15 protein-coding genes and 1 pseudogene are annotated in these 19,165 nt (G+C 73.5%); 13 read left to right on the top strand and 3 right to left on the bottom strand.

Annotated features, from left to right (window positions below):
* The first annotated feature begins 274 nt into the window (after positions 1–274).
* A complete protein-coding gene (locus JK361_RS40970; RefSeq protein WP_443732156.1) occupies positions 275–2,308 on the top strand; it encodes an SWIM zinc finger family protein in 2,034 nt (677 codons plus the stop codon).
* A 470-nt stretch (positions 2,309–2,778) separates the two neighbouring features.
* Here JK361_RS40970 and JK361_RS02640 read toward each other — a convergent pair whose 3' ends face one another.
* A complete protein-coding gene (locus JK361_RS02640) occupies positions 2,779–3,744 on the bottom strand; it encodes a ScbA/BarX family gamma-butyrolactone biosynthesis protein (RefSeq protein WP_236052323.1) in 966 nt (321 codons plus the stop codon).
* 568 nt (positions 3,745–4,312) lie between these two features.
* On the opposite strand from JK361_RS02640, the gene JK361_RS02635 reads away from it, so the two are divergent.
* The 3 genes from JK361_RS02635 to JK361_RS02625 all read left to right on the top strand — a co-directional run bounded on the left by JK361_RS02635 (position 4,313) and on the right by JK361_RS02625 (position 6,629).
* Complete coding sequence (locus JK361_RS02635) at positions 4,313–5,029, top strand: HAD family hydrolase (protein ID WP_201813951.1); 717 nt, start codon at positions 4,313–4,315, stop codon at positions 5,027–5,029.
* Positions 5,026–5,799: an SDR family NAD(P)-dependent oxidoreductase gene (locus JK361_RS02630; protein WP_201813950.1), complete on the top strand. Its 774-nt coding sequence runs from the start codon at positions 5,026–5,028 to the stop codon at positions 5,797–5,799. The genes JK361_RS02635 and JK361_RS02630 overlap by 4 nt, the downstream gene beginning before the upstream one ends.
* Positions 5,800–5,951: 152 nt before the next feature.
* Positions 5,952–6,629 carry a ScbR family autoregulator-binding transcription factor gene (locus JK361_RS02625; protein WP_201813949.1) on the top strand — a complete coding sequence of 226 codons (678 nt, stop codon included), beginning with the start codon at positions 5,952–5,954 and terminating at the stop codon, positions 6,627–6,629.
* A gap of 368 nt (positions 6,630–6,997) precedes the next feature.
* Here JK361_RS02625 and JK361_RS02620 read toward each other — a convergent pair whose 3' ends face one another.
* Positions 6,998–7,609 carry a TetR family transcriptional regulator gene (locus JK361_RS02620; protein WP_201813948.1) on the bottom strand — a complete coding sequence of 204 codons (612 nt, stop codon included), beginning with the start codon at positions 7,607–7,609 and terminating at the stop codon, positions 6,998–7,000.
* Between the two features lie 430 nt (positions 7,610–8,039).
* On the opposite strand from JK361_RS02620, the gene JK361_RS02615 reads away from it, so the two are divergent.
* Both JK361_RS02615 and JK361_RS02610 read left to right on the top strand, forming a co-directional pair.
* On the top strand, positions 8,040–10,352 hold the full coding sequence (locus JK361_RS02615) for an AfsR/SARP family transcriptional regulator (RefSeq protein WP_201813947.1): 2,313 nt from the start codon (positions 8,040–8,042) through the stop codon (positions 10,350–10,352).
* Positions 10,353–10,454: 102 nt separating this feature from the next.
* Positions 10,455–10,769, top strand: a pseudogene (locus tag JK361_RS02610) (GNAT family N-acetyltransferase); the annotation flags it as partial.
* A gap of 104 nt (positions 10,770–10,873) precedes the next feature.
* Here JK361_RS02610 and JK361_RS02605 read toward each other — a convergent pair.
* Complete coding sequence (locus JK361_RS02605) at positions 10,874–11,053, bottom strand: hypothetical protein (RefSeq protein ID WP_201813946.1); 180 nt, start codon at positions 11,051–11,053, stop codon at positions 10,874–10,876.
* Between the two features lie 48 nt (positions 11,054–11,101).
* Between JK361_RS02605 and wrbA the strand changes: the two genes are divergently transcribed.
* The 7 genes from wrbA (at position 11,102) to JK361_RS02570 (ending at position 19,124) form a co-directional block, all read left to right on the top strand.
* On the top strand, positions 11,102–11,704 hold the full coding sequence (gene wrbA, locus JK361_RS02600) for an NAD(P)H:quinone oxidoreductase (RefSeq protein WP_201813945.1): 603 nt from the start codon (positions 11,102–11,104) through the stop codon (positions 11,702–11,704).
* Between the two features lie 496 nt (positions 11,705–12,200).
* The gene (locus tag JK361_RS02595) at positions 12,201–12,857 is read left to right on the top strand and encodes a hypothetical protein (protein ID WP_201813944.1); all 657 of its coding nucleotides are present in this window, start codon (positions 12,201–12,203) and stop codon (positions 12,855–12,857) included.
* Positions 12,844–14,556, top strand: a complete 1,713-nt coding sequence (locus tag JK361_RS02590; RefSeq protein WP_201813943.1) for a GH3 auxin-responsive promoter family protein — start codon at positions 12,844–12,846, stop codon at positions 14,554–14,556. Before JK361_RS02595 ends, JK361_RS02590 begins: the two co-directional genes overlap by 14 nt.
* A 375-nt stretch (positions 14,557–14,931) precedes the next feature.
* Positions 14,932–15,789 carry a class I SAM-dependent methyltransferase gene (locus tag JK361_RS02585; RefSeq protein ID WP_201813942.1) on the top strand — a complete coding sequence of 286 codons (858 nt, stop codon included), beginning with the start codon at positions 14,932–14,934 and terminating at the stop codon, positions 15,787–15,789.
* Position 15,790: 1 nt separating this feature from the next.
* Positions 15,791–17,242, top strand: coding sequence for an NAD(P)/FAD-dependent oxidoreductase (locus tag JK361_RS02580; protein WP_201813941.1), 1,452 nt, complete (start codon positions 15,791–15,793; stop codon positions 17,240–17,242).
* A complete protein-coding gene (locus JK361_RS02575; RefSeq protein ID WP_201813940.1) occupies positions 17,239–18,387 on the top strand; it encodes a hypothetical protein in 1,149 nt (382 codons plus the stop codon). The genes JK361_RS02580 and JK361_RS02575 overlap by 4 nt, the downstream gene beginning before the upstream one ends.
* Positions 18,384–19,124 carry a DUF6182 family protein gene (locus JK361_RS02570; RefSeq protein WP_201813939.1) on the top strand — a complete coding sequence of 247 codons (741 nt, stop codon included), beginning with the start codon at positions 18,384–18,386 and terminating at the stop codon, positions 19,122–19,124. Before JK361_RS02575 ends, JK361_RS02570 begins: the two co-directional genes overlap by 4 nt.
* Positions 19,125–19,165 lie beyond the last annotated feature (41 nt).

The raw sequence follows: 19,165 nt of genomic DNA, 5'->3' as shown, positions 1-19,165 counted from the left end.
TTCAGCTTCAGGTTCAGGTTCAGGTTCAACTTCAAGTTCCGGTTCCGGCGCCGGTGTTGGTGCCGGTTCCGGTTCCGCGTCTGCCGCGGGGCGGCGGCCCGGCGACGCCGCCCGGGAGGCGCTGCGCGCGGCCCGGCGGGAGGCGTTGCGTGCGGAGGCGGCGGAGCCCCGGCCCGAGCGGCGGGCGTCCGCGAGTCCCGGTCGCGCCGCACCGCACGCCTCGTCCGCGCCCGGGCAGGACACCCGCGGCGCCCGGGTCAAGGCCGCACAGGACATGCGCCGCTTCCTGGCGACCGCCTTCCGCATGCCCACGTGGACGGAAACCCCCGACGAGCCGGACGAACCCACCCACGCCACACCGACCCCCACGCCCACCGACGCGGCCTCAGCGACTCCGTCGTGCTCGGTGGAGCCATCACCCTCGGCACCAATGGGCCCGGCCTCCGCGACACCGTCGCCTTCGCCTTCGGCATCCACCGGTCCGGCTTCCGGGAGTCCGTCACGCTTGGTGGAGCCGTCGTCCTCGCCCCTCTCCGGTCCGGCTTCCGCGACACCGTCGCCTTCGCCTTCGGTATCCACCGGTCCGGCTTCCGGGAGTCCGTCACGCTTGGTGGAGCCGTCGTCCTCGCCCCTCTCCGGTCCGGCTTCCGCGACACCGTCGCCTTCGCCTTCGGCATCCACCGGTCCGGCTTCCGCGACACCGGCGCCGTTGCCCTCGGCATCGCCCGCGCCCACCGGCCGGGCCGCCGCGGCTTCGGCGCCCGATCCGTCGGCATCCGTGTCCGCCTCTTCGCCGGCGGTGCCGTTGTCCGGTGCCTCTGCCACCGGCCCCTCGGCTCCGGCGACCACCTCCTCGACACCGCCGGCCGCCCCCTCGCCGACCGTGCCGCCGTCCGACGCCCACGCTCCAGCCCCCGTCCCGTCGGCTCAGGCGATCGTGCTCTCGGCACAGGCGACTGCCTCCTCGGCTTCGGCGGCCACCCCCTCCGTGGGCGGGGCGACGCGTGCCGGTTCCGGCGGACCGCATGTGCCGTCGAGCATGGCCAGTCCGCATCGTGACGGTGAACTCCGTCGTACCTTCCCGGCGTTCGCAGCCCGGGGAACCGGCGGGGCGGGCGGGGCGTTCGCCGGGACCTGGTGGGGCAATGCCTGGGTCGGTGCGCTGGAGCGGGGCGCGCTGGACCCCAAGCGCCTGGCGCGGGGCCGCGGTTACGCGGACCAGGGGAATGTGGACGCCATCACCGTCACGCCGGGACTGGTGCTGGCGTACGTGCGGGGGAGCCGGCCCCGTCCGTACCGTGTGCAGGTACGGGTGCGGACTCTGCGGGACGAGGACTGGGAGCGGTTCCTGGACACCGCGGCCGACCGGGCGGGCCACATCGCGGCGCTGCTCGACAAGGAGCTGCCGCACTCCCTCGCCGACTGTGGTGTCCCCCTGCTGCCCGGCCCCGGCGACCTCGCCCCGCGCTGTAGCTGTCCCGACTCCGGCCACCCCTGCAAGCACGCCGCCGCCCTCTGCTACCAGACGGCACGCCTGCTCGACGCCGACCCCTTCGTGCTGCTCCTGCTGCGCGGCCGGGGCGAGAAGGACCTGCTCGACGCGCTGTCCCGGCGCAGTGCCGCCCACGCGGCCCGCGCCGCGCGGGAACGGCAACCGCACGCCCTGCCCGGGGTACGCGCCACCGACGCCCTGACGCCCCGCCAACTCCCGCCGCCGCCCTTGCCGTTGCCGGTGCCGTCCCACCCCGGGCAGCCCCCCGTCTACCCGTCGGCGCCCGGCGGCCCGGACCCCTTCGCGCTGGACCAGCTGGCGACCGACGCCGCCGCCCGCGCCCACGCCCTGCTCGGCACCGGACGCGATCCGGTCGGCGAGCTGACCCTGTGGCAGGACGCGGTCCGGCTGGCCGCGGCCCGCCCCGGTTCCGGTCTGACCGCGGCCACCCGCACGCTGTACGCCAGGCTCGCCGACGCGGTCGGCCGCACGCCGGCCGACCTCGCGCGTGCCGTCGCGGCATGGCGGCAGGGCGGCTCGGCGGGGCTGGCCGTCCTGGAGGAGCCGTGGGACCCGCCGGCCGGCCGGTTCGACCGGGCCCGCCCGCTGCTGCTCGCCGCTGACCTGCCCGCGTTCCGCCCCTGGCGCAACCGCCTCACCCACCCGCGCGGCCACGTCCAGCTCCGGCTGGGCCGTGACGGCCTGTGGTACGCCTACGAGTCGGAGCCCGGCCAGGACGACTGGTGGCCCCGAGGCACCCCGGACCTCGATCCGGTGGGCGCGCTGACGGGTCTCGGCATCCCGGACGACCTCTGACGCCTGAGGCCGCGCTGACGGGTCTCGGCATCCAGGACGACCTCTGACGCCTGAGGCCGCGCTGACGGGTCTCGGCATCCAGGACGACCTCTGACACCTGCGGCCGCGCTCCCTCACCGCCCTGGGCCGGTACGGCGAGGCCGAGGACGTCGCCGCCGCGGTGGCCTATCCGGCGGGCCCGGGTGGCCGCCACATCACCGGCACCGCCCTCGCCGTGGCCGGGGGATACACCGCCTGAGTCACACCACCCCATGTCGCCCCGTCGCCCGGTCGCCCGACCGAGCCTGTCCGCCGCATTCCGCGGCGGGCCGGTGCCGGCTTCCGGACGGGGGCACAGCACATACCGGAACTGTGCAAGCGTGAATCGCGCGCACTCTTCCGCCGGGCGGACGGTCCCTGACGGCCTGTGACGCGCCTCTGTGAGCAGGCGCAGCGCCGCTGCTCGTACGAGTCCTGGCCGGCGCCTGGGCTCAGGCCGCGGCCGGATGCGTGGTCACCGTGCACTCGAAGGCGAGGGCGCCGTGCTGCTCGACGGTCACCCGGACGCGGCTGTCGTCGAGCGACTCGGCGGCCACCCAGGCCGGTGCGTCCAGCTCGGCGTACCGGTGGAAGGCCGCGTCCAGGCCCGTGGCGAGGACCGGCGCCGGCCCGAGGTGGTGCTGGGTCGCCTGGCGGGCCGCCTCCAGGAGGAGCATGCCCGGAGCGTGGTCGTTCGGGTGGTCGAAGATGATCGGGTGCAGGGTGTGCACCCGCAACTGCCAACGGCCGTCGTCGCCGCGGGGCGAGAGCACCACGTCGTGGTGGCGGTCCCGGCCGACGAGTTCGGGGCCCAGCGGCAGCGGGAGTTCGATGGCGCCGGCCATCGCCTGTTCGGCGTCCGCGTAGGCTCCGCGCAGCCTCCGGTACAGCGCCCTGCCGTGGGAACTGAACGTGGTCGACGCGGTGGCGAGGCGGAGCCCGTCGCGGGTGGCGGTCACATCCATGCGCATCCCGCGCAGGACGCCGGCCCGCTGCTCGACGTCCGAGCAGCGGATGCGCAGCTCCACCTCGGCCGGTGCGGTCCCGGCGCGCAGCGCGGCCGGTTCGAGCGAGACCCGCAGGTCGCGCCATATCTGCTTGTGGTCCATGGGTGCGCCGTAGACCGCGTGGGACAGCAGCGGCACTGTCTGCCGCAGCGTCTCGCTGAACAGCAGCGGGTCGTGGAAGCCCTCGGCGGGGCCGTAGAACGAATGGGCGCGCGGCCACTGGGCCGTGACGGTGCAGGTGTCCCCGTCCGTCTGCCGCCATCCGGTGAGGAACACCTCGGTGACCGCCGCGCGGTGCACGTACTCCTTGGGGACGGTCGTCGTCAACGTGGTCAGTCCCACCGGTGTCATAGTGGGCAGTGCCGCCCGGAAGTCCGTGACCATGCTGTCGATGGGCGCAAACGTAGTCATGTGCCTCTCCCCCTGGGCAGTTGAGAACGGTGTGCTGCCGGAATGCAGGCCGAGCGCAGAGCGAACTCGGGTGGAGCGCGGAACGAGTGGGCGGTTCGCGACGGGCAGTACTGTACGGACTGACCGGTTTTTTTTCCAGCCTTGCCCGACCCGGTGGGCGAGGGGTGCCCGGCAGGGGACGTGGGCGCGCGGCCATGGTGCGCGCAGCGGACCGTGCCATGCGGAACGATTACCCCCGGCTCCCTCGAATGTGCGCCGAGCGTCATCAAATCAACAAGCGGGCTGGTGTGTTGATACATTCCGTTGACATCGTGCAGGACCGTCCGCCGCCTCCGTCCCGTCGCGCCTCGTGGTCCGGACAGAAGGTGCCGGGCAGTTGCGGAGGGCGCCCGAGGTGATCTTGCGGACACTCCGCGTGGACGCCGCGTCCTGGGAAACCGAGACGTCGGAACATGATCCATGGACTATTCGGCGGGGACCGTGTGAAGATCTGGACCGGTCATCAGGTGCACCGGTCCGTCGTGCGCGTCCCGCGCACCGGGGACCGTCCAAAGGGGAGAGGACATCCATGACCGAGCAGCTCGGCAAGCTCCGTATGGCCGCGCTCAACATTGACGGAGTGCTGCTGAACGACACGTTCAGCCCCGTCATCCACCACTTCGTGACCAGCCGGGGCGGCACGTACTCCGCCGATCTGGAGCGAAGGATCTTCTCTCAGCCGCAGGCGGTCGCGGGCAAGGTGCTCGCGGAGACGTGCGGGCTGTCGACCGCCCCGATGGAGACGATCGCCCTCTACCTCCAGGAGAGGGAGCGCTACCTCGCGGACCACCCGGTCCGCATCCTCGACGGAGCCGTGGAACTGCTGCACAGGCTCCGCGCACTGGGCCTGCGGACCGTCTGCTACGGCGGACTGGACGCCTCCCACTTCGAGCGGTACCTGGGCCACTTGTCCGACCTGTTCGACGAGCCCCGGTACGTGTGCACCAACGACATCCGCCCCGGCCTGCACGAGATCGCGGTCGACATCGCCGGACTCGCCCGTGACGAGGTGCTGTTCATCGACGACGTCGCCCGGGTCGCCGAGGCCGCCCGGGACCTGGGCGTCCCGTTCGTCGGGCACCCCAGCGACTTCGAGCACGGCCACCAGCGGCAGCTCATGGCGGAGGCCGGCGTCCGTCATCTCGTCGGCGCCCTCGACGAGATCGACGAGCGGCTCGTGCGGACGATCGACGCCGAGGCGCGGGCCGGCACGCTGTGGGGCCGGGCGGGGAGCGCCCTGGCATGACCGACGGCGGGGGGATGCTGGCCGGCAGGATCATGCTGGTCACGGGCGCGAGCAGCGGCATCGGAGCGGCCACGGCCCGGGTGGGCGCACAGCAGGGTGCCACGCTGGTGCTGATGGCCCGTCGCGTGGCACGACTCGAGGAGCTGGCCGCCGAGTTGCGGGACAAGGGGGCCGAAGTCGCCTGCGCCGGCGGCGATGTCACCAGCGCCGAGGACGTGGAGCGGGCGGTGCGGCTCGCCGTCGACCGGTACGGCAGGCTCGATGCCGCGTTCAACAACGCCGGCACGACGACCGTACCGGCCCTCCTGCACGAGACGGACGACGCCGACTACGACACGGTGCTCGACGTGAACCTCCGTGGCGTCTGGCTGTGTTTGAAGCACGAGATCAGAGCCATGCTCGCGGCCGGCACGGGCGGTGCGATCGTCAACAACAGCAGTATCGCCGGGGTGCGCGCCACCTCGGCGGGGGCTCCCTACGTGGCCGCCAAGCACGCCGTGCTCGGACTGACCAAGACGGCCGCCGCACAGTACGCGGAGCACGGCATCCGTGTGAACGCGCTCGCCACCGGCCTGACCCGCTCGGAGATGTCCGAAGGCGTCTTCGCCCGGGACCCCGCGGCCGAGGACCGTATGCGCCGCCGGAACCCTCAGGGCAGGGTGGCCGACCCGGAGGAGGTCGCCCGGGTCGCGGTCTGGCTCTGCAGCGACCAGGCCAGCTTCGTCACGGGTGCCACCATGGCGGTGGACGGCGGCGCCGGAGCCTGGTGACGCACGGCGTTCAGTCGGGGTGACCCGGCTTGCAAGATTGATAAAGTACCTGACATCTGGTTTCTTTTGCTCCGGCGTGCGTTCGTACGACGGGGTTCGGGTATGCGCGTCAGCTTGAGGGGGTGGCATGGCGCGTACGAGAGGACGAACTCATGGCACAGCAGTTGCGCGCGATCCGGACCCGCGGAGCGATCCTGGACGCGGCGGCGGAGGTCTTCGCGCAGCACGGTTACCACGGTGCCAGCATCGCGCAGATCCTTGAGAAGGCTCAGGTCACCAGGGGCGCCCTGTACTTCCACTTCACGTCCAAGGAGCAGTTGGTGCAGGGCATCTTCGCCCAGCAGGTGACGGAGCAGGGCTATCCGCCGCGCACCTACAAGCTCCAGGAACTGGTCGACGAGGCCATGGCTCTGGCCTGTCGCCTGCCGCAGGAGATCATGCTGCGCGCCGGCGCCAAACTGGCCATGGAGCCGGGGCTCCAGGAACTGGCGGACGGCGGTCCGTGGGAGGCGTGGGCGCAGCGGTTCGCCTCCATGGTGGACGCCGCCAAGAGGCACGGCGAGGTCTACCCGCACGTGGTGCCCGGCGATCTGGGCAGGTTCCTGGTCAGCTCCTGGATCGGCGCCCAGGTCGTGTCGGAGGTGACGTCCGACTGGACGGACCTGGAGGGGCGCATCTCGTCCATCTTCGCCTACACGCTGCCGAGCGTCGCGCTGCCCGCGATCTTCGCGCAGCTGGATTTCGGCCCGGACCGCGGGACCCGGGTGCTCGCCGAGATGCGGGCGGCGGACCAGGAGGGGTCGGAGCTGGTGGCCGGACAGGCGGGCTGATCACCGCATCCGGAAGTGCCCGAAAGCGTCGGGAAGCGCCCGGCTCCCGCGGTCCGGGCGCGCGGGCATCCGGGCCGGCCCCGCGCCGGCCTTCGCTGGACACGGGCACCGGCCCTCGCTCGACACGGACGTCGGCGCGCATGTGAGGGCTCGCGTACGACGACCCACCGCCCGCGCCGACGGCACGGGGCTCTCACCGAGCGCGGACGGCAACGACTTTCGCGGCCCTCACCGGGCGCGGGCGGCAACGACTTTCGCGGCCCTTACCCGGCGCGGGCGGCAACGCCGTTCGAGGCCCCCACCGGGCGCGGACGGCAACCTGTCCCGCGGTCCTCGCTCGGCCCGGACGGCGACGTGTCCCGTGGTCCCTAGGGACAGGAGCCCGTCGGTGCGCGGGAGTCCGGGACCGTGGGCGGGACGAGCGCGGGGAGCACCAGTTCCCAGACGCCGCTCAGCCAGGCGTCCTGGTCGCGGTCGGCGCCCACGGCCTCCTGGTGGAGTGCGAGGGCCAGGGCGAGGTCCGCGACGGACTCCGGTTCGGCGCCGGGCCTGAGGCTGTTGTCGTCGTGGGCGCGCAGAACTGCCCGCCGCAGCGCGGCGCGCCACACGAGCCGGCAGTCCGGGGACCGTCCGGGGGCCCGTCCGCGTTCCCGGGCCAGCCGGAGGCCGGCCCGGGTGAGCGGGTCGGTCGCCAGCCTGTGCACCAGCCGGTCCACCATGTCGCCCAGCGCCCGCAGGGCCGGCGCTCCGGGATCGTCCAGCGCCTCGAGTTCGGAGCGGGAGCGCTCGCAGGACAGGTACTGAACGGCGTCGGCGAGTGCCGACTTGCTGCTGAAGTGGAACGAGAGCGCACCTTTGCTCACCGCGGCGCGGTCGCTGATCGTCGCCAGGGTGGTCCCCTCGTAGCCATCGCGGTCGAATATCTGGGCCGCGGCCAGAAGAAGGGCGTTACGGGTCCCCTCGGCCCTCACTTGTCTCATGCGGCGGACTCATCTCGCGGTATGGGTCGTAGAGACGACTCGGTGGTGTCCGGAATGCAGGGCACATGGAAGCAGAGACCGGGGAACCGGGCGTCCTCCCACCTGTCATCCGCCGGTAACTCCGGCTGGTGACCGGTCGGTCACAGGGGAACCTTAACAGGACGGTTGTCTGTTTATGAGGGTTCGTTCGGCCGGGACGGCTGCTCTCGGCCTGCTCTCAGCCGTGGAGTGCCCGCTCTCGCAACGGCACCTCGGGCCCCTGGAATAACTGGTCAGACGGATGCAGTTGGCGAAGGGGGCCTGCTCGGGCACCGAAGAAGGTTGCCTTGTAAACCGAACCTCCGGTTTGTATTGTGGATCACGGCTCGCGCTTCTGACGCGCCTGTTGGCAGACGTCCTTCTGATGCGGGGGGTAATCATGCGGTTCCGGATGCTCGGTCCCTTGGAGGTCGTCTCCGGCGACCGGGTCATCGATCTGGGGGGCGGCAAGCAGCGCGCGACGCTCGGGTTCCTCCTGTTGCGACCCAATCAGGCGGTGCCGATCAGCAGGCTGCTGACGGCGCTGTGGAGCGTGGGTGAGGCCCCGGCCACGGCCCGCAAGATCCTTCAGAACGCCGTCTGGGGCCTGCGCCGCAAGCTTTCCTCCGACGATCCGGCCGCCGGTGCCGCGCTGCGCACCCAGTCTCCCGGCTACACGCTGGAGGTCGACCCCGAGCACATCGATCTGTACCGCTTCCGGCGGATGGTGGAGGAGGGGCGGGCCCTGCTCACGGCGGGCCGGCTCGACGAAGCGTCCCGCCGGCTGCGGGAGGCCCTGTGGCTGTGGCGCGGCGCCGTCCTCTCCGACCTGGTCGAAGAGGGCGTCCACTGGCCCGAGTTGACCACACTTCAGAACTCGCGCACGGATGTGCTGGAGGACTACTTCGAGGCCGAACTGGAGTGCGGCCGGCACTATTCGGTGCTCTCCGAGATAGAGGCGGTCGTCGAGTGCGAGCCGCTCCGTGAGCGTTCGTGCGGCCAGCTGATGCGCGCCATGTACCGCTGCGGCCGGCAGGCCGACGCGCTCGGCGTCTACAGCCGGCTCCGGGTCGCGCTGGTGGAGGAACTCGGTCTCGAACCGGGCCGCGAACTCCAGTTGCTGCAACAGGCCATCCTCACGCACGATCCGGCGCTCGAACTCGCCCCGCACGCCTCGCCCGTCATCCTGTCCGGGCCGGCCCCGGCGGCCGTCGTACCCGCGACGACGATGGCGACCGCCCTGCGCGCACCGCGGGCGGCGGGCACCGGTGACCAACGGAACCGGACCGCTGCCACCGACCCGGACCGGTGGCCTTCGCCGCGCCCCGAGCGCGCCCCGGCCCCGGCCCCGGTGCCGCAGGAGGTGAGCGCGCTCCTGCTGCGGGTCGGCGTCCACGCGGGGGCGGACCGGCCCGACGACACGGACGCCTTGTTCGACCGGATGGACAGCAGCATCCGGCAGGAGATCGAGAGCCGGGGCGGGACCGTCGTGGCCGCCATGGGCACCGACACCCTCGGGGTGTTCCCGGCCCGGCCGGGCACCGTCGACCACGCCGAGCGCGCGGTGTGCGCGGCGACCGCCCTGCGCGCCGCCTGCGCGCAGGCGGGGGCCGCGCCCGGAGACGTCGTGATCAAGGCCGCGATCGTGACCGGCGAGGCTCTGATGCGGCATCGCACCGAGGAGGACATCGCCCTGTCGCCGTCGGCGGGCGGCGCGCTGCTGCACGCCTGCCAGGCGATGCTGCCGCTCGTCCCGGACGGGGAGATCCAGGTCTGCCCGACGACCCGGGCGGCGACGGAACCCGGCTGCACGTACACCCTGCTCCCCGGTGACCCGCCCCGCTGGCAACTGCGGCACACCGTCCCGGACGCCGGCCCGGCCGGCCGTACGGTCCCCGGCGCGAAGGCCGGGCACGAAGGCGAACTGGAGCTGCTGCACAGCCTGCTGGAGCACAGCACCCGCTGGCACCGGCAGCACCAGGTGTTCCTGCTGGGCGGTTCGGACCAGGTCCGAGCCCATCTCCTCGCGGAGTTCGGCCGCATCGCCGGACAGGACCCGTACGACGCCCTGGTGCTGTCCTGGTCCGGGGCGTCCGCGAGACACGGCGGCCGGTTCGCCCTGCACCGGGCGGTCCTCGCCGCGTACTGCGGCATACCGGCGCAGGACCCGCCCGCCGCCACCCGCGGCCGTCTGGAGGCGACCCTGCGCCGCTTCGGGGCGGACCCGGGGCGGGCCGCCCGGCTCGCCGCCCGGCTCGGTCCCTTCATCGATCCGCCGGCACGGTCCGAGAACGGATTCCGTACGGGGGAGTGGCTGGAGGGCTGGCGCCAGTTCGTGGAGCTGGCGAGCAGGGAGCGTCCGCTGGTCCTGATCACCGACGGGCTGCATCAGGCCGACGACGCGACCTGCGACTTCCTGGAGTCGCTGGCCGACCTGGCACGCCGGCTGCCCGTGCTGGTCGTCGCGGGGGCGGAGTCCGCGTCCCTGAGCCGGCGCGCGCGTCTCGTCGTCGACCGGCACTTCACCACCGTGATCCGGATGGACGCGCGGACGGGACCGGCCGTCGACCGGCTCTCCGACGGCATCGACCTGCTGCGGCTGCCGCAGCTCGCGGGCGCCACCACCGCCACCGCCGCCGCCCAGGAGCTGTGCGGCACCGGTACGCCGTGCGCACCCGCGGCGGCCGTCGGGCCGGACGTGGTACGCCGGCTCAACGTCGCCTGACGACGCGGCCACCACCGTCCCGGCCGAGAAGGACTGATGGAGACCGCCCAGTCCCTTCCCGGCCGGCGTCAGCCCTGGAACAACGGGGGGCGCGACCACCGCGTGGGGGCGATCGATCGACGCCACGGGACCGGATGGGTGTCCTACTGGACCACCCGAGCCGCCAGGGGCGCCGGTGTCGCCTCCCGGGCGTGTCGGTCCCTGGCCCGACGGGCCTTCGACGATGCCGGACTGTTCCGTCCGGAACTCGGTCACCGGGTCGACAACCCGGCCTCCTGCGGGGTGGCCAGGGCGGCCGGCTTTGCGGTGGAGGGCTTGCAACGGCAGAAGCTGGAGTACGACGGTGTGCGCTTCGACGTCGAGCTGCACGCCCGCCTGGCCACCGACGCGGACCCTGACGGCATCACTGTCTCCTGAGCCGGTCACCCACCGGCCGGTATCGACCAGGCGCTGCGGCCTCCAGGGCGCCCTCCGCGGCGCCGCGGGCCTGGCTACAGTGCGAGCAGGCCATCGATTCCTGCCTAGATCTGGTCCTGTGTCAGACCCCGCCCCGCCGTGAGATGTTCGAAGAGGCTCGGCATGAACGGTGCGAGGAGGAGGTGTGCCAGGACCGTCGGGTCCGCATCGGGTCTCACCTGGCGCAGCAGCATGGCGACATGCATGTGCATGGTGAGGTAGGCACCGCTTTCTTGGATACCCATCCGTTTCGTGGTTGCTGTCCTACGCTCACCCGGGAAGGGGCTCTCACCATGAGTGCCAAGGTCGCGGTCATCTACTACTCGTCCACGGGCAACGTCCACCAGCTCGCCAAGGCGGTCGCCGAGGGCGCGGAGAAGGCCGGCGCCGAGGTCCGGCTGCGCCGGGTCGCCGAGCTGGCCCCGGACGCCGCCATCGACGCCAACCCGGCGTGGCGGCAGCACATCGAGGCCACCAAGGACGTGGAGGTCGCCTCGCTGGACGACCTGACGTGGGCCGACGCCTACGCCCTGGGCACGCCCACCCGCTTCGGCAACGTCGCCGCGCAGCTGAAGCAGTTCATCGACACCACCGGCGGCCTGTGGCAGCAGGGCGCACTGGCCGACAAGCCGGCCACCGGCTTCACCAGCGCCTACAACCGCCACGGCGGCAACGAGTCGACGACGCTCGCTCTCTACAACACGTTCCACCACTGGGGCTCGATCATCGTCTCGCCGGGCTACACCGACGCGGTCGTCTACCCGGCGGGCGGCAACCCGTACGGCACCAGCCACCAGGGCGCCGACGCTCCCTCCGCGGAGACCCTGGCCGCCGCCCGCTACCAGGGCGAGCGCCTGGCGACCATCACGGCCCGCCTGCTCGCCGGCACCAAGTGAGGCCCTGAACAAGTCCCGTTCGCCGGCACCGGGTGAGGCCCCGAGCCCACACGCCCGCCGGCACCAGCGAGGCCATGAGCCCCGCACGGCCCCCGGCATCAGCGAGGCCATGAGCCCGCACGCCCGCTGGCGCCAGCGAGGCCCCAAGTCCCGCACGCCCGTCGGCATCAGCGAGGCCCCGAGCCCCGCACGGTCGCCGGCATCAGCGAGGCCATGAGCCCCGCACGGCCGCCGGTCGTACGAGCCACCGCGGGATCAGCATGCTCCTGCGCCGGCCGTACGGCCGGCGGCCGCCGTCTTCCGCCCCTCTCCGGCGCCCCGCACGGGCCCCGCCGCCCCGGCGCTGCTCACACCCTGATGTGAACCTCGCATTACCGCCCGGTGACGGCACCGAGGACCGTACGTTCCCCCCTTCTGTTTGCATGATCGAGGCGGTTGGCCGGCCCTGCCGGTACCCGGCCGCCGATCACCTGATGCCGCCCCAGGGGGAGGACCGATGGCCGTCGACTCCGGACACGGACACGCACCGTTCTGCGTCCTGCTCGGCCCCGACTACGCGGGCAAGTCCTCCGCGCTGGACCGGCTCGGCCGTGCGGTGCCCGGCTGGCGGATGCTCTCCCTCGACGACGCCCACCTCGGCCCCGAGCACGCCGCCCTGATCGGCCGGCTGCGCCGGCACGCCGTCCAGGACGTCGCCGCACGACCGGGCACCTGGTCCCCGGAGTTCTTCGCGTCCCTCCTCCAGACTGCGGTCGTCCATCTGCGCGACCAGCTGGATGAGGGCGACCCGAACACCCCGATGGTCGTCGACTCCTACTACTACAAGCTGCTGGCGAAGTGCCGGCTCGCCGGCGCACCGGACGGGCCGCCGCTCGACTGGTGGCGCACCTTCCCCCAGCCACGCCGGATCGTCTACCTCGACGTACGCCCCGAAACCGCCTGGCGGCGCTGCGGGTTCGGCGCCGAGCTGAACGTCCTGGAGCACTACGGCCCGCAACCGGACTGGGACGGCTTCCGCCGCTACCAGAGCGATCTGGCCAAGATCCTGCACGGCGAGATCCAGCACCTGCCCGTGACCGTGATCCCCGAACGCGACCGCCCGGAGCAGACCGTGGCGGAGATACGAGAGGTGCTCACCCGTGAGTTCCGCTGAACCCTCCACGGCTCCCGGACCGGCGGGCCCCGACTGGACCGACCCCCACCGACTGCGCCGCTACCGCGACCGGGTGCTCACCGAACGCCGCAGGCTGCGCGCCGCGTTCGCCGACCCCGAGGCCGGGCAGCGCCGCGTCCTCGCCGACCTGCTGGAGTTCAACTCCCGCACCGAGTACGGCGTACGGCACGGCTTCGACCGCATCCGCACCCTCGACGACTACCGCAGGGCCGTCCCGCTCCAGACGTACGACGACCTCGCGCCGTACATCGAACGCGCCGCCGCCGGCGAGCCCGAGGTACTGACCGCCGACCGGCCCGCCGTCTTCTTCACCAGCAGCGGAAGCACCGGCGCGCACAAGAAGATCCCGGTCACACCCCGTTTCATGCGCACCACCTTCTTCCCCTTCTACTACGCGGCCTGGGCGCCCCTGATCGAACACTTCCCGGACGTCCTCGCCCACCCGGGCGCGGTCCTCAACCTCAAGCACGACCCCGTCTCCGCCCCGCCCACCACCGCCTCCGGCCGGCCCCATGTCGGCGCCAGCCAGGTCGACTTCGGGCAGGTCTTCGGCGAGCCCCTGTCGGCGGAGCCCGGCACCGGCGCGCCCTGGGCGACACTGCCGGTACCGGTCGCGGCCGGCGACCACGCCGAGAAGATGTACCTCCGGCTGCGGCTGGCCGTGGAGAACGACGTGCGCTGCGTCATCGGGATCAACCCCGCCATGGTGGCCGCCCTGCCGTACCAGCTGCGCCTGTGGTGGCCCCGGATCGTCAAGGAGATCCGCGACGGCACCCTCGGCGGGGTGCCCCACGGCTCCCCGGACCCCGACCGCGCGGCCGAACTGGAACGGCTCGCCGCCCGGCACGGCACCGTCCGCCCGGCCCACGTCTGGCCCCGGATGCGCGCCCTGTTCTGCTGGACCACCGCCGCCGCCTCGCTCTATCTGCCCCGGCTGCGCGAGGAGTACGGCGCCCACGTCACCGCGCTGCCCGCGCCCGTCGCCGCGTCCGAGGGTCCGGTGGGCGTGGCCCTCGACCGGCACCCCACCGCCGGCAGCCTCGTGGTGAACGCGTCGGTGTACGAGTTCGCCGACGCGGACGAGGACCTGGCCCCCGACACCGCCACCCTGCGCCCGCACGAACTGGAGCCGGGCCGCGACTACCACGTCGTCTTCAGCCACGTCGGCGGGCTGTACCGCTACGCCGTCGGCGACGTCGTACGGGTCGTCGACCACCTCGACGGCGTCCCCCGGCTTGAGTACGCCGGCCGCGCCACCCGCTCCGACCACGCCGGGGAACGGCTGCGGGACGCCCAGGTGATCCGCTCCCTCGACACGGCCCTGCGGGCCACCGGCCTCGAACTGCGCGGCGCCACGTGCCGGGTGAACACGTCCGCGCAGCAGACCGCCGCCTACGAGTTCGCCGTCGCCCCGCTCACCCCGTGGAGCCAGGAGGAGGCCGGCCGCTTCACCGGGCTGCTCGACACGGCCCTCGGCCGCGAGTCGGCCGGCTACCGCACGGCCCGCACCCGGGCCCTGCTCGACGCCCCGTCGCTGCACCTGCTGGACGAGGACGCCTTCCAGCGCGACTGGCAGGCCCGGGTCGACAGCGGCATCCGGCCCACGCAGGTCAAGGACCGCATCTTCCGTCAGGACCCGCAGCAGTGGTCCGCTCTCACCGGCCGAACCCCCGCCTGACCCCCGCCCACCGGGTGACCGAGGCCGCCCCGCCCGAACCCCCGCCGAGCACCCGTCCACCGGTGCACCACCCCGACCCGGTCCGAACCCCCCGCCGGGCCCTTGCCCGCCGGTGTACCACCCCCCGATCCGTCCGAACCTCCGCCGGGCCCTCGCCCGCCGGTGTACCACCCCCCGATCCGTCCGTACCCCCGCCGGGCCCTCGCCCGCCGGTGTACCACCCCCGATCCGTCCGTACCCCCGCCGAGCCCCGTCCGTCGGTAGACCACCGCCGACTCGGCCCGACGTCCGCCCAGCCCGTCCGCCGGTGTACCACCCCGGTCCGGCGGCCCGCGGACCGCGATCCGTCACCACCACCCCCCTCAGAGGACTGCCATGACGCCACAGCTGGACGCCGTAGAACGGACCGCGCTGCTCACCGCCGCCCTGCGGGCGGCCGAGACCCGGCGGCCCGACCACCTGTACGAGGACCCGTACGCGGAGCGGCTCGCCGGCGAGATCGGGCCCGGCCTGCTCGCCGAGGTCCGGGCTGTCACCTTCCCGACCGGACGCGAGCGCACCCTGCCCAGCACCCCCGACTACAACGCGATCCGCACCCGGTTCTTCGACGACTACCTCCAGCAGGCCGCCCAGGATCCCGGCACCACCCAGATCGTGCTGGCCCCCGCCGGCATGGACTCGCGCGCCCACCGCCTCGACTGGCCGGACCGCGTCAGCTGGTTCGAGGTCGACCGGCCGGCCGTCCTCGCGCACAAGGACGCGAGCCTGGCCGGCGTCGAGCCCCGCGTCCGCCACCACAAGGTGGCCGTCGACCTCACCGCCCCCGACTGGCCGGACCGGCTCCGGGAAGCGGGATACGACCCCACCGTCCCCTCCACCTGGCTCCTGGAGGGACTCCTCTACTACATCCCCGAACCGGACACCCACCGCATCCTGCGGCAGGTCGCCGAGATCTCCGCCCCCGGCAGCCGGATCGCCGCCGACATCGTCAACGCCGCCGCGCTGACCCTGCCCGACATGCGCGGCCTGCTCGACGTGTTCGCGGGCTGGGGCTGCCCCTGGCTGTTCGGCAGCGACGAACCCGAGGAACTCTTCGACACCTACGGCTTCACCGTGCGCGCCACCCAGCCCGGCGAGGACGGCGCCGACTACGGGCGGTGGCCCGACCCGGTGCCGCCGCGCACCGAACGCGACGTACGCCGGGTGTTCTTCGTGCACGGCAGGCGTCGCTGACATGCCGACCGCAGTCGTCACCGGGGGCAGCGTCGCGGGACTGGCCGCCGCCCTCGCGCTCAACCGCCTCGACCTGACCGTCCTGGTCCTCGACCGCGCCCCCGCCCCGCCGGACGGCCCGCTCGGCGAGGCGGTGGACCGCTGGCAGCACCGCCCCACCGTGCCGCAGACCCATCACTCGCACACGCTCACCTCACTCGGCGTACGCCTCCTGCGCACGCACGCCCCCCGCATCCTGGCCGAGGCACAGGCGGCCGGCGCCCCGCTGCTCCGCCTGACCGAGGCCCTGCCCGCGTCCGGCACCGACAGCACACCCCGGCCCGGGGACGACGACCTGGTGGGCCTCGGCTGCCGCCGCGCCACCCTCGAACTCCTGCTGTACCGCGCGGTCCGCGAACTGCCCGGCGTCACCGTCCGGCACGGCACCACCGTCACCGGCCTGGAACTGGACCGGCGCACACCCCGCGTGCGCGCCGTCGTCACCACCGACGGCGAGCGCATCCCCGCCGACCTCGTACTGGACGCGACGGGCCGCCGCGCCCAGTCCCGCGTCTGGCTGGCCAACGCCGGCATCCCGGTCGCCCGGGACCTGACCAGCCCCTCGGAGATGACCGGCCACACCCGCTTCTACCGACTGCGCACCGCCACCCGGCCGGGGCCCCTGAACCGCGGCAACGCGGCCGGCGACATCTTCGCCCACTACGCCGGCGTACTGCACCTCGGCGACCACGGCACCTTCTCCATCGCCCTCGGCACCCTGCCCGGCGACCGCGCCCTCCAGGCACTGCGCACCCCCGCGGGCTTCACCGCGGCCGCCCGCGCCACACCCGGACTGGCGCCCTGGCTCGACGACGCGGTCAGCACGCCCCTCTCGCCGGTCCGCGCGATGACGTTCCCGGCCAACACACTGCGCGGCGTGGCCGGTCCGCTCCAGGAACCGGTGGCGGGCCTCTTCTCCGTCGGGGACGCGGCCTGCGTCACCGACCCGCTGTTCGGACGCGGCATCTCCCTCGCCCTCGACCACGCCTTCCGCCTCGCCGACCTGCTGGCCGGCATGCCCGACATCACCGTCGAACAGCGGCGGGCCGCCGCCCGGATGACGCATGAGCTGTTCACCCCCTGGTACGAACACAGCGTCACCGCCGACCGGGCGCGCACCGCCCGCTGGCGGGCCGCCGTCGAAGGCGTCGAGCCGCCGCCCGCCCCGCCGCCGGCCCCGGACGGCCGGCCCGGCGCCGAACAGGTCGCCGCCGCGGCCCGCACCGACGGCACCGTGTGGCGCGGACTGACCCGCATGCTGATGACGCTCACCACACCCGCCGAGCTGTTCGGCGACGCCGGGTTCCTGGACCGGGTCCGCCGGGCACCGGCCCCGGACCCGGCACACCCGGCGGGGCCGAGCCGTGCCGACCTGGTGCGTTGCGTGACGGCGGCGGAAGGAGCCCGGGTATGACGGCGCTCGCCACCGAGCCGGCGGCCCCGGGCGCGGCGACGGGCGCCGCCCGCCGAGTCCTGCTCGCCCCGATCACCATCACCCCCTCCAAACCCCTCACTCCCAGCCACCTCAAGGGACTGCTGTGGACGGACGTGATGCACCGGGCCACACAATCCCTCGCGCACGTCACCCACCGCTCCAGCCACACCACCTACCACCCCACGGAACAGACCCTGGGTTTCTGGGAGTTCCTCGACCGCACGGAGGGCGACACCGACTACGGCGACCTCACCGAGGAGGACATCGGCGCCCTGTACGTCGCCTTCCGCGCCGCCGCGCGCCCCTCGGCCCGGGACCTGCGACCGTACGCGGAGGCGGCCGAACACGGCTGGGTGCACCCGGCGAGCACGCGCGTGCTGACCCTGTGGAGCGGGCACTACGCCCGCCTCGGCCTGCACGATCCCGGGCTGCTGCGGTACCAGCCGCCGGGCCTCGGCCTGGACGCCGCGCTGGACCGGCTAGCCGGCCTCGGCATGTGCCTGGACCAGCGGGCCGTCGGCGGCCCCGTCTTCCTCGACCTCACCCGTCACGGACTGCCGCTGCGCCAACTGGTCACCGCCGACGGGCGCCCCAACTACCTGGCCTGCGCGCTGCGCGAACTGCTCCCGCTCGCCCCCGGCTTCGACGAGATCGTGCTCCTGTACGACACCGAACTCGACTCCGACCACCAGCAGTTGGCACGCGTACTGGCCGAACTGGGTCCCAGTGTCCGACGCGTGCCCATCGGCCGGGTGCCGATCGACGGACGGATCCGCTCGGCCCGGCAGGGCGGCTGGCGGGACGTGCACGCCGGAGCGCTCCTGGACGCCGCCGCCGGCCACGACCCGGCCGTCGTACGCCTCGGCATGCGGCTGTACTTCATCGCCGTCCTCGGACCGGGCCAACAGCAGTCGTTCCGGCCGGAACTGCTCGCCCAGAGCCTCAAGCGCGCCGAACGCCTCCTGGAGTCGGCCGGGCAGCCACAGCCCGAGCCGCTGACCGACCGCCTCGCGCGCCACCGCAAGGACCACACGTACGTCGACCCGTACCGGCTCACCTCCGGCCTGCTCGGCAGGCGCCGGGCCGCGCCCGGGCTCGACCTCCTGACCTCGGTGTACCTATGACCCGGACCCAGCAGCTCCTGCGGGAGCGCACCGCCGTCCGCATCCGGGCGGCCCGCCCCGACCTCGCCGACCGGCACGACCTCGCCACCCCCGACGGCCTCCTCGACGCCCACCGCCACATCGCGCAGGAGGCGGGCGCGGCCGACGACGGACAGATCCTGGCCGCCGTCGTGGTCCGGGACGTCGACCTCGCCCGCTGGGTGCGCGACACCTGCGTGTTCGCCCTCGGTGTGCCGCCCGAGGACGCGGCCGCCTGGCGTGCCTCCTTCACCCGCACCGTGTTCCTCGCGGGCAATCCGGACCACCTGCGCGACCGCTTCGTCTTCGCGCACCTCGCCGACGACGGCTCCGCGGCGTGGACCGCACCCGGCCCCGCCGCCGGTACCACGACCCTGCGCAGGCTGCTGAAGCTGTTCGACGCACCGGCCGAGGTCCCGCCCGCCCCCGCCCGGCACCTCACCGTCCCCGGTGAGCCGCCGCCCGGTCGCGTCCCCGTCACGCGCGGCCTGCATCTCGCCACGGCCGGATGCACGGTCGCCGAGGCCCTCGTCCATCTCAACCACGTCATCGCCGAAGCCGTCCTCGACGGCCTCATCGCCCCAGGCGACCGGCTCACACTGCACCGGGTGCCGCGCATCAACCCGCTGCCCGGGCACGCCGTCCGCGTACGTGCCGTCCCCGACCCCCGTCTGCCCGGCCGGCTGAGGGCCGCCGCCGCACTGACCGACGGGGACTGACCGATCACCGACCAACGATCACCGACCAACGATCACCGACC

The sequence above is a fragment of the Streptomyces musisoli genome (genome assembly GCF_016741855.1).
In the GTDB taxonomy this organism is placed as follows: Bacteria; Actinomycetota; Actinomycetes; order Streptomycetales; family Streptomycetaceae; genus Streptomyces; species Streptomyces musisoli.
The sequence above is the reverse complement of the archived record's forward strand: the minus strand, read 5'-3'. Positions and strand labels throughout refer to the sequence as shown.

Bases quoted from the DNA above. Each gene is read 5' to 3' on its own strand.
- JK361_RS02575 (WP_201813940.1), top strand. From the start codon at position 17,239: ATGACGGCGCTCGCCACCGAGCCGGCGGCCCCGGGCGCGGCGACGGGC.
- JK361_RS02635 (WP_201813951.1), top strand. From the start codon at position 4,313: ATGACCGAGCAGCTCGGCAAGCTCCGTATGGCCGCGCTCAACATTGAC.
- JK361_RS02615 (WP_201813947.1), top strand. From the start codon at position 8,040: ATGCTCGGTCCCTTGGAGGTCGTCTCCGGCGACCGGGTCATCGATCTG.
- JK361_RS02580 (WP_201813941.1), top strand. From the start codon at position 15,791: ATGCCGACCGCAGTCGTCACCGGGGGCAGCGTCGCGGGACTGGCCGCC.
- JK361_RS02605 (WP_201813946.1), bottom strand. From the start codon at position 11,053: ATGGGTATCCAAGAAAGCGGTGCCTACCTCACCATGCACATGCATGTC.
- JK361_RS02595 (WP_201813944.1), top strand. From the start codon at position 12,201: ATGGCCGTCGACTCCGGACACGGACACGCACCGTTCTGCGTCCTGCTC.
- JK361_RS02625 (WP_201813949.1), top strand. From the start codon at position 5,952: ATGGCACAGCAGTTGCGCGCGATCCGGACCCGCGGAGCGATCCTGGAC.
- wrbA (WP_201813945.1), top strand. From the start codon at position 11,102: ATGAGTGCCAAGGTCGCGGTCATCTACTACTCGTCCACGGGCAACGTC.
- JK361_RS02585 (WP_201813942.1), top strand. From the start codon at position 14,932: ATGACGCCACAGCTGGACGCCGTAGAACGGACCGCGCTGCTCACCGCC.
- JK361_RS02620 (WP_201813948.1), bottom strand. From the start codon at position 7,609: ATGAGACAAGTGAGGGCCGAGGGGACCCGTAACGCCCTTCTTCTGGCC.
- JK361_RS02640 (WP_236052323.1), bottom strand. From the start codon at position 3,744: ATGACTACGTTTGCGCCCATCGACAGCATGGTCACGGACTTCCGGGCG.
- JK361_RS40970 (WP_443732156.1), top strand. From the start codon at position 275: ATGCGCCGCTTCCTGGCGACCGCCTTCCGCATGCCCACGTGGACGGAA.
- JK361_RS02630 (WP_201813950.1), top strand. From the start codon at position 5,026: ATGACCGACGGCGGGGGGATGCTGGCCGGCAGGATCATGCTGGTCACG.
- JK361_RS02570 (WP_201813939.1), top strand. From the start codon at position 18,384: ATGACCCGGACCCAGCAGCTCCTGCGGGAGCGCACCGCCGTCCGCATC.